This is a genomic window from Caulobacter sp. DMC95, from assembly GCF_056313785.1.
In genome coordinates this window covers 1-15038 of the sequence record NZ_JBQUZP010000005.1, presented here as the reverse complement: position 1 = coordinate 15038, position 15038 = coordinate 1, and the positions used below count along the sequence as shown (strand labels likewise).

At 66.0% G+C, this 15038-nt stretch carries 16 protein-coding genes and 1 pseudogene; 12 read left to right on the top strand and 5 right to left on the bottom strand.

The genetic code is table 11. The features are described from left to right. From cyoC to ACT53N_RS12800, 6 genes and pseudogenes are all read left to right on the top strand, one after another. Window positions 1-627 (top strand): cytochrome o ubiquinol oxidase subunit III, encoded by a 627-nt coding sequence (gene cyoC, locus ACT53N_RS12825; protein WP_476064264.1) that lies wholly within the window; start codon window positions 1-3, stop codon window positions 625-627. Beyond that, a complete protein-coding gene (gene cyoD, locus ACT53N_RS12820; RefSeq protein ID WP_476064263.1) occupies window positions 624-1004 on the top strand; it encodes a cytochrome o ubiquinol oxidase subunit IV in 381 nt (126 codons plus the stop codon). Before cyoC ends, cyoD begins: the two co-directional genes overlap by 4 nt. Then, on the top strand, window positions 1001-1738 hold the full coding sequence (locus tag ACT53N_RS12815; protein ID WP_476064262.1) for an SURF1 family protein: 738 nt from the start codon (window positions 1001-1003) through the stop codon (window positions 1736-1738). The genes cyoD and ACT53N_RS12815 overlap by 4 nt, the downstream gene beginning before the upstream one ends. Further along, window positions 1735-3084 carry an ATP-binding protein gene (locus tag ACT53N_RS12810; RefSeq protein WP_476064261.1) on the top strand — a complete coding sequence of 450 codons (1350 nt, stop codon included), beginning with the start codon at window positions 1735-1737 and terminating at the stop codon, window positions 3082-3084. The genes ACT53N_RS12815 and ACT53N_RS12810 overlap by 4 nt, the downstream gene beginning before the upstream one ends. Beyond that, window positions 3077-3610, top strand: a complete 534-nt coding sequence (locus ACT53N_RS12805) for a response regulator transcription factor (RefSeq protein ID WP_476064260.1) — start codon at window positions 3077-3079, stop codon at window positions 3608-3610. The genes ACT53N_RS12810 and ACT53N_RS12805 overlap by 8 nt, the downstream gene beginning before the upstream one ends. A gap of 281 nt (window positions 3611-3891) precedes the next feature. Next, a pseudogene (locus ACT53N_RS12800) lies at window positions 3892-4518 on the top strand (site-specific integrase). Between the two features lie 145 nt (window positions 4519-4663). Here the strand turns inward: ACT53N_RS12800 and ACT53N_RS12795 are convergent. After that, a complete protein-coding gene (locus ACT53N_RS12795) occupies window positions 4664-5581 on the bottom strand; it encodes an MBL fold metallo-hydrolase (protein ID WP_476064259.1) in 918 nt (305 codons plus the stop codon). Between the two features lie 78 nt (window positions 5582-5659). Between ACT53N_RS12795 and ACT53N_RS12790 the strand changes: the two genes are divergently transcribed. Then, entirely contained in the window at window positions 5660-6436 is a 777-nt protein-coding gene (locus ACT53N_RS12790; RefSeq protein WP_476064258.1) for a sulfite exporter TauE/SafE family protein, read from the top strand. A gap of 3 nt (window positions 6437-6439) precedes the next feature. Here ACT53N_RS12790 and ACT53N_RS12785 read toward each other — a convergent pair whose 3' ends face one another. From ACT53N_RS12785 to ACT53N_RS12770, 4 genes are read right to left on the bottom strand one after another with little or no spacing between them, the layout of a single operon-like run. Continuing rightward, complete coding sequence (locus ACT53N_RS12785) at window positions 6440-6772, bottom strand: ArsR/SmtB family transcription factor (protein ID WP_476064257.1); 333 nt, start codon at window positions 6770-6772, stop codon at window positions 6440-6442. Between the two features lie 31 nt (window positions 6773-6803). Then, a complete protein-coding gene (locus tag ACT53N_RS12780) occupies window positions 6804-10016 on the bottom strand; it encodes an efflux RND transporter permease subunit (protein WP_476064256.1) in 3213 nt (1070 codons plus the stop codon). Beyond that, window positions 10013-11047: an efflux RND transporter periplasmic adaptor subunit gene (locus ACT53N_RS12775; RefSeq protein WP_476064255.1), complete on the bottom strand. Its 1035-nt coding sequence runs from the start codon at window positions 11045-11047 to the stop codon at window positions 10013-10015. The genes ACT53N_RS12780 and ACT53N_RS12775 overlap by 4 nt, the downstream gene beginning before the upstream one ends. Window positions 11048-11072: 25 nt before the next feature. Then, entirely contained in the window at window positions 11073-11435 is a 363-nt protein-coding gene (locus ACT53N_RS12770) for a rhodanese-like domain-containing protein (RefSeq protein ID WP_476064254.1), read from the bottom strand. A gap of 159 nt (window positions 11436-11594) precedes the next feature. Here ACT53N_RS12770 and ACT53N_RS12765 point away from each other — a divergent pair, with 159 nt between their 5' ends. From ACT53N_RS12765 to ACT53N_RS12745, 5 genes are all read left to right on the top strand, one after another. Further along, complete coding sequence (locus ACT53N_RS12765; RefSeq protein ID WP_476064253.1) at window positions 11595-12878, top strand: NAD(P)/FAD-dependent oxidoreductase; 1284 nt, start codon at window positions 11595-11597, stop codon at window positions 12876-12878. A gap of 4 nt (window positions 12879-12882) precedes the next feature. After that, complete coding sequence (locus ACT53N_RS12760) at window positions 12883-13326, top strand: thioredoxin family protein (RefSeq protein ID WP_476064252.1); 444 nt, start codon at window positions 12883-12885, stop codon at window positions 13324-13326. A gap of 20 nt (window positions 13327-13346) precedes the next feature. After that, window positions 13347-13550 carry a YgaP family membrane protein gene (locus ACT53N_RS12755; RefSeq protein WP_310211994.1) on the top strand — a complete coding sequence of 68 codons (204 nt, stop codon included), beginning with the start codon at window positions 13347-13349 and terminating at the stop codon, window positions 13548-13550. Then, window positions 13550-14815: a TolC family protein gene (locus tag ACT53N_RS12750; RefSeq protein ID WP_476064251.1), complete on the top strand. Its 1266-nt coding sequence runs from the start codon at window positions 13550-13552 to the stop codon at window positions 14813-14815. The genes ACT53N_RS12755 and ACT53N_RS12750 overlap by 1 nt, the downstream gene beginning before the upstream one ends. 95 nt (window positions 14816-14910) lie before the next feature. Then, window positions 14911-15038 (top strand): cytochrome ubiquinol oxidase subunit I (locus ACT53N_RS12745; protein ID WP_476064524.1); only part of this gene is annotated, 128 nt, incomplete at its 3' end.

Here is a 15038-nt window from a genome sequence, read left to right as displayed (position 1 = left end):
ATGGGCGCTCATTCCCACGCCGCGTCGGCGGCTGATCCCGACCAGTTCTACACGACCAAGGAGCATCATCCGGAGAACGGCACCCTTCTGGGGTTCTGGATCTACCTGATGAGCGACTGCCTGATCTTCGCGGTGCTGTTCGCCTGCTACGCGGTCCTGGGCCGAAGCTACGCGGCCGGACCGTCGGGCGCGGACCTCTTTGATCTGCAGTTGGTGGCGATCAATACGGGCCTGCTGCTGCTGTCCTCGATCACCTACGGCTTTGCGATGATCGCGGCTCAGGCCAAGAAGGTGAAGCCGGTGCTGATCTGGCTGGGCGTCACCGGCTTGCTGGGCCTAGGGTTTCTGTCGCTGGAAATCTATGAATTCGCGCACCTGATCCACGAGGGGGCGGGACCGCAGCGCAGCGCCTTCCTGTCGGCGTTCTTCCTGCTGGTCGGAACCCACGGTCTGCACGTGACCTTCGGGGTCCTCTGGCTTGTGACACTGATGGTTCAGGTCGGCCAGCGCGGCCTCGGCGTTGAGATGCGCCGTCGCCTGATGTGCCTGTCGATGTTTTGGCACTTCTTGGACGTCATCTGGATCGGCGTCTTCTCGTTCGTCTACCTGCTGGGAGTGCTGAAATGAGCGCTGCTTCACATGACGCCCACCCCCATGACGATGCGCACGAGGGCGCCCACGGCACGCTAAAGGACTATGTCATCGGCTTTGTCCTGGCCGTGATCCTGACGGCCATTCCGTTCTGGTTGGTGATGGGCGACGTCCTGCCCAGCGCCCAGATGACCGCCGTGGCGGTGATGGGGCTCGCGGTCATTCAGGTCGTGGTCCACATGATCTATTTCCTGCATATGAACACCCGGTCTGAAGGCGGGTGGACCATGCTGGCGCTGATCTTCACGCTCATCCTGGTGGTGATCACGCTCGCTGGCTCGCTTTGGGTCATGCACAACCTCAACACCCACATGATGCCGGAGATGATGCCCGACATGCGGCAGGCCCCGTGAAACCCCGCCTGACCGCGAAGACGACCGCGCTGGTCAGCCTTTGCGTCGGCTTTGCGGTGTTGTTCGCAGGCCTTGGAGCCTGGCAGCTCCAACGCCGGGTCTGGAAGCTGGACCTCATCGCTCAGGTCGAACAGCGCCTCGCCGCGCCGCCCGTTGGCGCGCCGGGGCCGCTGGACTGGCCGCATCTGTCGCCGACGAACGACGTCTATCGCCGCGTCGTGCTGAGCGGGGTCTTCGATCATGATCGTGAGACCCTGACCCAGGCCGTGACGGTCCTCGGGCCGGGCTTTTGGGTGCTGACCCCGCTACGCACCGACCAGAGCTTCACCGTCCTGGTCAATCGTGGCTTTGTCCCCGCCGAGAGAGCCGCCGCCGGCCTCCGCGCCGCCGGGCAGGGCAGGGGCGAGACCCGCGTAGTCGGCCTCCTGCGCTTCACCGAGCCTGGCGGCGGGTTCTTGCGGCGAAATGATCCCGCCGCCGGCCGCTGGTACTCCCGCGATGTCGCTGCGATCGCCCAAAGCCAGGGTCTTGGCGTCGTGGCGCCGTACTTCGTGGACGCGGACCGCGCGCCTAATCCGGGCGGTTGGCCGCGCGGGGGGCTGACGGTTGTGCGTTTCCCCAACAGCCACCTTATCTATGCGCTGACTTGGTTTGCGCTCGCGGTCTTTTCGGCGGGCGCCGCTGCCTATGTTCTCGCCGACGCGCGCCGGAGACCCATGGAAGACGCTGCATGACCCCTTCCGCCAACCTGGTCCTGAGCGGGGTTTCAGGCTGGCTGTCGGGCGCGCGCGCCGCCGAGAACGCCAATGGCCCGGCCGACGCCATCGCCCGGCAGAACATGCTGCAGCTGATCCACCTGCGCTGGATCGCCGTCGCCGGTCAGGTCGCGACCATCTTGGTGGTGCATTTTAGCTTCGGCTTCCGGTTGCCGCTGGCGGCGATGATGCTGGTTCTGCTGGCCCTGGTCGTGTTGAACCTCCTCAGCCTGTTGCGGCTAAAGCGCGTCGAGCCTTTGGGGCGCTATGAGCTGTTCGCCGCCCTGGCGATCGACGCTCTGGCGCTGACCATCCAGCTATACTTCAGCGGCGGGGCCACCAACCCCTTCACGACCCTCTATCTGCTGCACGTGATCCTGGGCGCGGTGCTGCTGGAGGCGCGCGCCACTTGGGCGATCGTCGCGCTGATCAGCTTCTGCTTCGTGGCCCTGATCGGCTTCAACCGGCCGATCATCGCGCCGGGCCTCAGCGACCGCGCGTTCTTCGAGCTCTACATCATGGGCATGCTCGTCGGCCTCTTGCTGGACGCGGTGCTGCTGGTGACGTTCGTGGGCCGGATCAACGCCAACCTGCGCAGCCACGACGCCCGCCTGGCCGAGCTTCGCCAGCGCGAGGCCGAGGAGGCCCATATCGTCCGCATGGGGCTTCTGGCCTCCGGGGCCGCCCACGAGCTGGGCACGCCGCTGGCCACCCTCGATGTGATCCTGGGGGACTGGCGACGCGTTCCGGCGATCGCGAGCAACGCCGAACTGGCGCAAGAACTCGAGGACATGCGCGGTGAGGTCCGGCGCTGTAAGGCCATCGTCACTGGGGTTCTGCTTTCGGCGGGCGAGGCGCGCAGCGGCGAGGTCCGGGTCAGCACGCTGCGCGGCTTCATGGACGAAGTCGTGGCCGAATGGCGCGCCAGCCGCGCTGACGCCCCGCTGCTCTACGAAACCGACCTGCGTGACGCCACGCCGATCGTCGCGGAGTCGACGTTGAAGCAGGGCATCCACAACGTGCTGGACAACGCCCTTGAGGCGTCAGGGCGCGCCGTACGGCTGAGCGCCGCCACGCGCGACGGCTGGATCCGGATCGTGGTCGAGGATGATGGTCCGGGCTTCACGCCGGACGCCCTGGCCGACTTCGGAAAGCCCTACAACTCCACCAAGGGGCGCGCCGGCGGCGGGCTGGGCCTGTTTCTGCTGGTCAACGTCCTGCGCAAGCTCGGCGGCGCCGCCGAAGCGGAAAACTTGGCGGGCGGCGGCGCGCGCGTGTCGATACGCCTTCCGATCGCCATGCTGGAGGTCGCCCGCCATGGCTGAGCCCAAACGCCTGATCCTGATCGAGGACGACGAGAAGTTCGCCGCGACGCTGAAGCGCTCGTTCGAGCGCCGGGGCTACGAGGTGGCGCACGTTCAGGGCCTGGAGCAGGCCCTGGAGACGCTGCGGACCTTCGCGCCGCGCTACGCCGTGGTCGATCTGAAGCTCTCCGGAGAGTCGGGCCTGGCCTGCGTGCGGGCGCTGGCCGAGCGCGACCCCAACATGTTGATCGTCGTGCTGACCGGTTTCGCCAGCATCGCCACTGCGGTCGAGGCGATCAAGCTGGGCGCCTGCCACTATCTGGCCAAGCCCTCGAACACCGACGACATCGAGGCGGCGTTCCTGAAACGCGAAGGGGACATTGACGCTGCGATCGGCGGCCGCGCCACCTCGATCAAGAACCTGGAGTGGGAGCGTATCCACCAGACCCTGGTCGAAACGGACTTCAACATCTCCGAGACGGCGCGCCGGCTGGGCATGCACCGCAGAACCCTGGCGCGAAAGCTCGAAAAGCGCCGGATGTCGTAAAGTCGCGGGTCGAGCGCAGACAAAGCTCCTGAACAGCAGATGCCCGAACCCGGGAAGACCAGTCGCGCCCGTTGGGCCTTAAACCCATTTTCTCACGGGGCGGTTGCCAGTTGGACATCTGCGGAATGACAACCGTCCAGATGGCAAGCTCAGGCGTCGCCAGCATTGCTGCGAAATCCAGAGTTTGGCGTTGGCCATGTCGGCTCGGCATTGTCAGAGCCTCTGCCAGCCAGATGTGATAGGGTGAGCCGAGGGGAGTAGCCAATTCGCAGGAGGCGAACATGGCTCAATTTGACCTCTTCCTTCCGCCCAAACATCCTTGGAACACAGGCCGTATCATCGGTCCTAAGCCACCCTTCAAGCCCCGGCACATCTGGGGGATACGGCAGCAGTTGAAGGCGAACGGGCGGGTCCGCGACCTCGCGATGTTCAATTGCGCCATAGACGCCAAGCTCAGAGGCTGTGACCTAGTGAAGCTGCGTGTCAGCGACGTAGCGCCTGGTGGATTGCTGCGAGCACGCGCCACGATCATCCAGCAGAAGACTGGGCAGTCCGTCCCATTTGAGATTACCGAACCTACGAGAGAAGCATCGGCAGTTTGGTTGAAGACGCGTGGGCTGCGCAACGACGACTGGCTATTTCCCAGCCGCAGTCGGCCCGGCGATCACGTCAGCACGCGGCAGTAGGCCCGACTGGTCGATAAGTGTGTCTCGATGATTGAACTCGAGCCCAGAGCCTATGGCGCTCACAGCCTCCGTCGAACGAAGGTTGCGCTGATCTACAAGAAGACCGGCAACTTGCGCGCATGCCAGCTTCTACTCGGGCACCGGAAGCTTGAGAGCACAGTCCGATACCTTGGCATCGAGGTCGATGACGCACTGGAGATGTCCGAGCAGATCGATCTCTAGCGGATGAGCTCCGGCTTCACGCGGTTTGAGGTACGGCGCGCCTCCACCGAATGTCGCGTTCCTGGAGGCGCACCAACGGCAGCTGATGGCGCAAGTTGGAGTCTGAAGGCGAGCTCAGATCCATTCGCTATTCTTCGGTGATGGTTTAGACCGCGTCGATCGGCAGCTTGAGATACCGAACGCCAGTGGCTTCGGGTTTCGGAAGATGGCCGGCCTGGATATTCACCTGGACGGACGGCAGGATGAGCCGGGGCATGGGCAGGGTTGCGTCGCGAGCGCGGCGCTGAGCGACGAACTCCGCTTCGCTGACGCCCGCATGAAGGTGGATGTTGCGCGCGCTTTGCTCGGCGATCGTGGTTTCCCACTGATACGCCGTGCGTCCCGGCGGCAGGTAGTCATGGCATAGGAACATGCGGGTCTGGGGCGGAAGCGATAGAAGACGACGCACCGAGGCGAAGAGCGTGGCCGCATCACCGCCCGGAAAGTCACATCGCGCCGAGCCGTAGTCGGGCATGAACAGGGTGTCGCCCACGAAGACGGCGTCGCCGATCACGTAGCTGACGCAAGCGGGCGTATGACCCGGCGTATGGAGTACGACGGCTTCCATGGCGCCGATGCGGAATTGTTCGCCGTCTTGGAAGAGGCGATCGAATTGGTGACCGTCGGCCGAAAAGTCCGCGCCAAGCCCAAACAGGGCGCCAAACACCCGCTGCACGTCTGTGATATGGGCGCCGATGGCGATCTGGCCGCCTAGCGTCTCTTGGAGATAAGGCGCGGCCGATAGGTGGTCGGCGTGGGCGTGTGTCTCCAGGATCCACTCGACGTCCAAACCTTCGCGTTGGACATGGTCTATGATCTTATCGGCGCTGGAGCGACTGGTGCGCCCTGAAGCCGGATCGAAATCGAGGACGCTGTCGACGATCGCGCAGGCGTTGGACGCAGGATCCTTGACGACATAGGAGACGGTGAAGGTGTCTGGATCGAAGAAGGCCTTGACCTCCGCCGCTGTTGAGGCGTCGGCCAAGCGACGGGCGGTCTCCAGGGCGATGTCTGGCGCGGCCATGGTCTAGTTCCAGCTTGATATTCAGTCTGTTCATATATATTCGAATGTTTGAATATATCAAGCCTGATTGAGGCGCGTATGGACATCCAAACTGTCGCCGCCACCCTGGCCAGCGGCGCCTTGGTTGGGGCCCTGCTGGGTCTGTTTGGCGGCGGCGGCTCAGTCTTGGCTACGCCGCTCTTGCTGTATGTGATCGGCGTGCGCGACCCACACGTGGCCATCGGCACCTCGGCCGCCGCCGTCGCAGTCAACGCCGCAGCAAACCTTGCCGGTCATTGGCGCGGCGGGCGGGTCAAATGGCCTTGCGCCAGCGTTTTCGCAGCCGCGGGCCTGCTCGGATCCTTCCTGGGATCCAGTGTCGCCAAGCTAATAGACGGGCAAAGGCTGCTGCTGTTCTTCGCCTTGGCCATGGCCGCTATCGCTGTTTCGATGATGCGCAAACCGCGCTCAGAGGGCGATCCTGATGTCCACATCACCTGGCCGCTGGTTCGACGTCTGGCGCCGCTGGGGGTCATGACCGGGGCGGCGGCGGGATTCTTCGGTATCGGCGGCGGCTTTCTGATTGTACCGGGTCTGATGGCGGCTACGGGCATGACCTTGGCCAATGCGGCGGCCTCGTCCCTCGTTTCGGTCGCGTTGTTCGGGGCGGCGACGTCCTTCAACTATGCGCTGTCAGGCTGGGTCGACTGGAAGATCGCCGGCGTCTTCGTGCTTGGGGGCGCGGTCGGCGGGATGGTGGGCGTCCGGGGCGCGGCCCTGCTGGAGGGGCGGGCGCTGTTGGCGCGTCGGCTGTTCGCCGCGCTCGTTCTGATCGTGGCGGCCTATGTCGCCTGGCGTGCGATGGGCGACCTTTAGGTCTCAGCCGGCGGTGCGGTAAATGTCCGACAGCGTGCCCAGCACGCGCGCGGCGTTGGGATCACTCAGGCTGTAATAGATCGTCTGGGCTTCCCGACGGGTGGCCACCAAGCCCTCGGCGCGCATCTTGGCCAGATGCTGCGAAGTCGCCGACTGGGCCAGGCCTGCATGTTCCGAGAGCTCGCCCACCGACGCCTCGCCATCGGCTAGCCGGCAAAGGAGCAGCAGGCGCTGCTCGCTCGCCAGCAGTTTCAACAGGCGCGCGGCGTCGCTGGCGCAGGCGCGCAGATCAGCGACGTCGGACGGCGAATGACAGAAAACGGTGCGAGCGGTCATTGGAGCCAATGTAGAAACGAGGGAGGCGTGATCAAGCGGCCTTGGGCTTCACGGGCGCGTCCGGGTCGCGCAAAACGACATAGATCGCCGGGATGACCAAAACCGTAAGGACGGTGGAAGAGGCGAGGCCAAACAGCAGCGAAATCGCCAGGCCCTGGAAGATCGGATCGGTCAGAATCACCGCCGCGCCGATCATCGCCGCCAGAGCGGTCAGCAGGATCGGCTTGAAGCGGATCGCCCCCGCCGTCAGCAGCACCTCGCGAAGCGGCGCGCCGCCCTCGGCGCTGTGGCGAATGAAATCCACCAGCAGGATCGAGTTGCGCACGATGATCCCGGCCAGGGCGATGAAGCCGATCATCGAGGTGGCCGTGAACGGCGCCCGGAACAGGATGTGCCCCAGGACGATGCCCACAAGGGTCAGCGGAATGGGTGTCAGGATGACCAGAGGCAGACGGAAGCTTTTGAACTGCGCGACCACCAGCACATAGATGCCCAGGATCGCCACGCCAAAGGCCGCCCCCATGTCGCGGAAGGTCACCCAGGTGATTTCCCATTCGCCATCCCACAGCACCGTGGGGCGGCTTTCGTCGGTCGGCTGGCCGTTCAGACGGATGTCGGGCTTGGCCGTGGCGCCCCAGTCCATGTCGCGCAGACGCTTATTGACGTCCATCATGCCGTAGATCGGCGCCTCGTAGGCGCCGGCCAGCTCGGCCATGACCATGTCGACGTCGCGGCCATCGCGGCGGAAGACATGCGTTGAGCCGGCCTCGCGCTTGGCCTCGACGACCTCGGACAGTTCGACGAGACGGCCGTTTGCGGCGCGGGCGACAGGCGTCGCGCCCAGTCCCTCGCCCCAGGTGCGGGCGCTCTGCGGCAGGCGGACGGCGATCTCCAGCGGATCCCGGCCCTCGCCACGATGGGCGTAGCCGACCACCTGACCGCCGAAGGCCGCGCCGATCGAGTCGAGCACCTCGCGGTCGGAGACGCCCAAAGCTTCCAGTCGCGTGCGATCGGGGACAAGGCGCAGGGTCGGGCGGGGCGCGCCCCAGCTGTCGTCGATGTCGACAATGTAGGAGACGGCGTGGAACTCGGCCTTGACCTTTTCGGCGACCGCGCGGCGCGTGGCGGCGTCGGGGCCGTAGATCTCAGCCAGCAGCGTCGCCATCACGGGCGGCCCTGGCGGGGCCTCGACAACCTTGATGGCTGCGCCAGCGGGGAGGGAGAGGCGCGACAGGCGTTCACGCAGATCCAACGCGATGGCGTGGCTCGACCGCTTGCGGTCATGCTTTGGGGCGAGGGCGACCGAGAGATCGCCCTGCTCAGGACGGCTGCGCTGGTAGTAGTGGCGCACTAGGCCGTTGAAGTTGAACGGCGAGGCGGTCCCGGCATAGGCGTCGATGGCCACTGTCTCGGGGAGTGCGCCAGCCAGTGCGGCGGCCTGCGCCAGAGTGCGCTGGGTGATCTCCAGCGACGTACCCTCGGGCATGTCCAGAACCACCTGGAGCTCGGACTTGTTGTCGAACGGCAAGAGCTTCACCGTCACGGTCTTGGTGGCGAACATGGCGCAGGCCAGCACCGTGGCGAGGCCGACGCCGCCCAGGAAACTCCAGGCGGTGCGGCGGTCACGGATCACCCAGCCGGCGACCCGGCGGTAGAGCGCGCCCAGCTTGCCTTCATCGTCATGGCTATGGCCATGAGCGCCGCCTTCCAGCGCCTTGCGGGCGAAGCGAACCATCAGCCACGGCGCGATGACCACGGCGACGAAGAACGAGAACACCATGGCGGCCGAGGCGTTGACCGGGATCGGCGCCATGTAAGGGCCCATCAGGCCCGAGACGAAAAGCATCGGCAGCAGCGCCGAAACCACGGTCAGGGTGGCGACGACCGTGGGATTGCCGACCTCGGCCACGGCCTCGACGGCGGCCTGGATCCGGCCTCGACCATCGTTGATGGCCCAGTGGCGGGCGATGTTCTCGATCATGACGATGGCGTCGTCGACCAGGATGCCGATCGAAAAGATCAGGGCGAACAGGCTGACCCGGTTGATGGTGTAGCCCATCAGATTCGAGGCGAAGAGCGTCAGCAGGATCGTGGTCGGGATGACCACGGCGGTGACGGCGGCCTCGCGCCAGCCGATGGCCAGACCGATGAGCACGACGATCGAGACCGTGGCCAGCCCTAAGTGGAACAGCAGTTCATTGGCCTTTTCATTGGCCGTGGCGCCGTAGTCGCGCGTGACGTCGACGTTCAAGGAGTCGGGCAGTAGTGAGCCTTTCAGCATCTCGACGCGGCTCAGAACGGCTTCAGAAACGACAACGGCGTTTGCGCCCTTGCGCTTGGCGATGGCCAGGCTGACCGCCGGAGCCTCGCTCCAGCCGCCTTCCAGTCGCGCATAACGGCGCACCTGGGTCTGGTCCTCACGGGGACCTTCGGTGACGTCGGCGACGTCGCGCACATAGACCGTTTCGCCCTTGACGGAGGGCAGGGCCAGAAGGCCGATCTCGGTGGCGGTCTTCAGGTCGCGGCCGGCGGTGACAGCGACCGCCTCACCGCCGTTGCGCACGTCGCCCGCCGGAAAAGCGCGCGTCGCCTGCCGGATCGTATCCATCAACGCGCCCATCGACACGCCGCGCAGCGCCAAGCGGGCTGGGTCGGGCGTGACCTTGACCTCCCGCGGGCGCCCGCCGACGATGAAGGTCAGGCCGATATCGTCCACCTTGGCGACCTCGGTCTTCAGCTTGCCGGCGATCTCGCGCAGCGCTTCGTCGGTCCAGCGGCTCTCGAAGCCCGGCCTGGGCGAGAGCGTCAGCACCAGGCTCGGCACGTCGTTGATGCCGCGCGTCTGGATCAAGGGCTCAGGAACGCCAGCGGGGATTTTGTCGTAGTTGGCGCGGACCTTCTCATGGATCCGCACGGCCGCTGCGTCGGGATCGACGCCGACCTTGAAGCGCGCCGTGACCATCACCTGGTGGTCGTCGGCGAAGGTGTAGACGTGCTCGACCTCGTTGACGCTCTTGACGATCGCTTCCAGCGGCTTGCCGACCAGCTCGACCGCGTCAGGCGCGGAGAGGCCGGGCGCGGCGACCATGATGTCGACCATGGGCACGCTGATCTGCGGCTCTTCTTCGCGGGGGATCGAGAACAGCGCCAGGAGCCCGACGGCGATCGCGGCCATCAGAATTAGAGGCGTCAACGGCGAGCGGATGGTGGCTTTCGTCAGCCGGCCGGACAGTCCAAGGTTCATCGGCGGGGCTCCGCGGGGGTCAGAACGTCGCCAAGGCGCAGGCCGGAAAGTACCTCGACCGATCCGGGGGCGGCGGCCGGGGTCGTCTGGACGGGGCTATCGACGGCGGCGCCGTCCTTGCCGACCAGGCGGACATAGTCGACGCCAAAGCGTGTCGCGATATAGCGGCGCGGGATGACCACGGCCTGGCGCTGGCCAACCGCAACGAAGGCGCGGACTTTTCGGCCGACAAGGGCCTGTGGAAGGCCTGTGGCGGTTACGTCAGCAATGATCTGGCCGCCGGTTACGGCAGGATAGACCTGGGTGATCTGCCCCGTCGCCGCGACGCCGCCCAGGTCCTCGGCGGCGAGGCGGACCGTAGCGCCAACCTTCAAGGCGGCGGTTTCGCCTTCGGGGACGGTAATACGGACGACCGGCGGACCCGCTGTGATCGTGGCCAGGGACTGACCGGGCATGACAACCGACCCCAGCGGGACATCGGCGGTCAGCACTCGGCCGGCGGTCGGGGCCAAGACAGCGCCTTGATGGCCTAGCTCCGCGCTGGCGCGAGCTTGGGCGCGGGCTGCGGCGAGGCCCGCATTGGCGGCCTTGGCGGCGGCTTGCACCTGATCCAGGCGCGCCTTGGCGTAGACGCCGTGGTCATAGAGGTCTTGGGTCCGGGCGAGATCGGCTTGGGCTTGCGCGGCTTGCGCCGCCGCAGCAGCGACCTGCGCGTCATAGGCGGATGTCTGCAGGCCGATGCGATCGTCGCGAACGACGGCGATGGTTTGCCCCTGGCGGACCGTGTCGCCTTCCTTGACCAGCAACTGCGTCACCGTGCCGCCGATCCGAGCGCGGGCGTCGGCCATGTCGCGCGTGGTCAGGGTGGCGGGGACCGGCTTGAGGTCGTCGACGACCGAGGCGCGCACCGTTAGACGATCGGTGGCGGGCGCCATAACGGTCGCCGGCTTAGGCGCGGCTTTCTCCTCGCCACACGCGCTCAACAGCGTGGCCAGGCCCAGCGCGCCGATCAGGAAAGGTTTGGCGGTCATCGGAGTCCCCCAGGGCGTTGTCGGATCAGCCGCGGTCGCGGACTTGGCCGCTCTCGCTGTCGAGGCTGATGGTCGGCAGGCCGGCGGCCTTCCAGGCCATAATGCCGCCGCCCAGATGGCTTTCCAGCTTGTGGCCCGCCGCGCGGCAGCGCTCGATCGCCATCGCTGAGCGCTTGCCCGATCCGCACTGCATGATGATGCGCTTGTCGTCGGCCAGGGGCAGGGCGGCCGGATCGAAGGTCGACAGCGGGAAGTTCAGGGCCCCGTGAATCCGTTCGGCTGCGAACTCCGCCGGCTCGCGCACATCGATCAGCAAAATATCGCCAGCGTCCAGGGACGCCTTCACATCCGCAGGCGTGAGGTCTTTCACTTTGGGGGCGCCAAACATGATTGTCTCCGTCAATGGGCCGCAAGGCGGCCTTAAAATTCGTAATTGCGTATATGCGAGAATTGTCATATTAAGTCAAGCGCGGCTGCTTTGAAAGCGTTATGGCCGCTCCTGCCGGCCACGACGCTGCGCTGGATCAATCAGCAGGGAGACGCCAAGGTGGCCAAGCCTCGCATAGTCGTTTTGGGCGCAGGTCTGGGGGGCGCGATCGCCGCCTTCGAGATCAAGCTCGCGGTCGGCAAGCGCGCCGACGTTCGGGTGGTCTCGGAGGGAGACACCTTTCATTTCGTGCCCTCTAATCCTTGGGTCGCGGTTCGCTGGCGCAAGCGCGAGGCCATCGAGGTCAAGCTGCCGCCCGTGTTTGAGAAGAAGGGCATCGAGTTTACGGGCGTTGGCGCGACGCGCGTCGATCCGAAGTCGAACACGCTGGAGCTCCGCGATGGTTCAGTCCTGCCTTACGACTATCTGGTCATCGCCACCGGCCCCGAGCTAGCTTTCGACGAGATCCCGGGCCTTGGCCCGCACGGCGGCCATACCCAGTCGGTCTGCCACGTTCAGCACGCCGAGGCGGCGGCGGACGCTTTCGACAAGTTCTGCGAAAACCCCGGGCCGATCGTTGTCGGCGCCGTGCAGGGCGCCTCTTGTTTTGGTCCGGCCTATGAATTCGCGCTGATCCTCGACACCGAACTGCGTCGTCGCAAGATCCGCGACAAGGTCCCGATGACCTTCGTCACCTCCGAGCCCTATGTCGGCCACCTGGGTCTGGACGGGGTGGGCGACACCAAGGGCCTGCTCGAGAGCGAGATGCGCCAGCGCCACATCAAGTGGATCACCAACGCCAAGGTCGCCTCGGTCGATGAAGGGCTGATGCACGTCGATGAGATCGCCGACGACGGCTCGGTGCGCGAGCGCCACGACGTGCCGTTCGGCTACGCGATGATGCTGCCGGCGTTCCGGGGCGTCGAAGCGGTGCGGGGCGTCGAGGGACTGGTCAATCCGCGCGGCTTCATCCTGATCGACAAGCACCAGCGCAATCCGACCTATCCGAACGTCATGGCGCTGGGCGTCTGCGTCGCCATCGCGCCGACCGGCAAGACGCCCGTGCCCGTCGGCGTGCCCAAGACCGGTTTCATGATCGAAAGCATGGTCACGGCCATCGCCCATAACTTCAAGGAGATCCTCGACGACAAGCCGCCGACGCACGAGGCGAGCTGGAACGCCATCTGTCTGGCCGACTTCGGCGACGGCGGCGTGGCCTTCGTGGCCCAGCCTCAGATCCCGCCGCGCAACGTCAACTGGTCGGCCAGCGGCAAATGGGTCCACCTCGCTAAGGTTGGCTTCGAGAAGTACTTCCTGGGCAAGGTCAAGCGCGGCGAGAGCGAGCCGTTCTACGAGAAGCTCGCCCTCGACATCCTGGGCGTTAACAAGATCAAGGGCGCTTGAGGCTATGCGCCAGCTCGTGTGTCCCAGCTGCGGGGCGGGGAATCGGGTCCCAGTCGATCGCGATCCAGCCTTGGCGCGATGCGGTCGCTGCAAGGCCGAAGCGCTTTCGGGGGCGCCGCTGGATGTGGAAGCCAAGGCCTTTGCGCGCCACCTTGCCGGCACCAAAGGCGTTTCAGTGCTCGTCGATGTCTGGGCGCCTTGGTGCGGACCCTGTCGGGCCATGACGCCCCAGTTCACCGAGGCCGCCAAACGGGTCGGGGCTGGCGCGCGCTTCCTCAAGCTCAACGCCGACGAAAACCCTGAGCTTTGCGCGCAGTACGCCGTGCAGGGAATTCCCGCGCTGCTGCTGTTCCTGGACGGCCGACTGATCGCCCGCAAGGCGGGCCTGATGTCCGCCGATCAAATTGTGGATTGGGTGAGCCTAGCCACCGCCAAAGCCGCCGTCTGATATCGAAAAGGAGACGAAAAATGACCCTGGATCGCGCCGTGCTGGCCTTCGCCGGCCTAGTCGTTCTGCTCGGGCTGGCGCTCGCACACTTCGTTCATCCCTACTGGGTCGGACTGTCGGCGTTCGCTGGCCTGAACATGATCCAAGCTGCTTTCACGGGCTTTTGCCCTGCGGCGATCATTTTCAAGAAGCTCGGCGTCAAGCCGGGGACGGCGTTCCGCTAATGCGCCGCGTCGCTCTGATCGCGGCCGGCGCGTTGCTGGCCTTGCCGCCTCTCGCCAAGGCGACCACGCTTGAGGAAGCGATCGCGGCGGCGCGCGCGTATAATCCCGACCTGCGTGCGGCGAAAGCCCACGCGGATTCAGCTGGCGCGCGCTTGGATGCGGCCAAGGGCGCGCGGCTTCCGACCCTTGGTTTGGCGGGTGAGTATATGAGCGGCCGCAACGATCTGGGCGGCTTCTTTGGCTTCGCCGCCGCGGACGTTGATCCGCGCGCGGTGCGATTGGAGGTCGCGCAGCCGCTCTACTCGGGCGGCGCCATTTTGGCGGGGGTCGACAAGGCCAGGGCGGGGCAGGTTGGCGCCAAGGCTCAGCTTGTCCAGGCTGACGACGCGTTACAGGTGGCCGTCGCGCGCGCCTATGTCGGCGTGCGAACAGCACAGGCCTTGTTCGAAGCGAGCCAGGCTCATGCCAGGGCGTTCGATGAATGGGCCCGTCAGGCGCAACTGAGGTTCGCGGCGGGTGAAATTCCACGTAGTGACCTCGACTTGACGCTCGCGCGCAGCGCCGAGGCGCGCGCCGGGACGGCGAGGGCGCAGGGCGCACTGGAAGTGGCGCGCGCCCAGTACGCAGCGCTCGTAGGGGGCGAACCGATCGCGCTTGAGCCGATCGCTGACGACAGCGCCTTGCCCTTGCTGGACGAGGCCCTGGCGCGCGCTGAGGCCGTTAGTCCTGCTCTTGGCGCTGCGGAGGCTGCTGTTCGCGCGGCGCAGGCGGCCGCCAAGATCGCTTCGGCTCAAGGCTTGCCCAGCATCAGCGTCGCGGCCAGGGCCGAACAGGCGCGAGATCAGTTTTTTCCGGGTTATCGCTCGGACGCCCTCACGGTCGGCCTGCAGGGGCGCTGGACGTTGTTCGCCGGCGGGCGCGTCCAGGCGGCCAAGGCTGAGGCGTCCGCTGAAGTCCGCGCCGCGGAAGCCCGGCGCGACGCGGCGCGCGCGGCGCTGAAGACGGCGGTCATCGCCGCCTGGAGCGATCTTCAGACCAATCGCCTCACGATGGTCGCCGCGCGCGATCAGGCGCAGGCCGCAAGGCGGGCGGTCGAGAGCTTGCGTCAGGAGGTGCGGGTCGGCCAGCGCCCCTTGGTGGACCTTCTGGACGCCGAGCGCGAGCAACTTGTCGCGGTCGCCCGTGCTCTGGCCGCAGAAGGTGAGGTGACGGTGAGCGGGCGCCAGCTGCAGGTCTTGGCCGGATCTGGACCCGCGCGCCGCTAGCGCGACACGTCTTAAGCCCTGCACTCAGCATAAGTACGTATTTGCGAATGTATTAATGTTGTGGGATTTACGCGACGCCCTTCAGGAGAATTGACATGGCGTTCGACCCCGCTGTCGTAGACCTGTCGCGACTACAGTTCGCGCTCACCGCCCTCTACCACTTTCTGTTCGTGCCCCTGACGCTGGGGCTGTCGTTCATGCTGGTCATCATGGAGAGCATCTA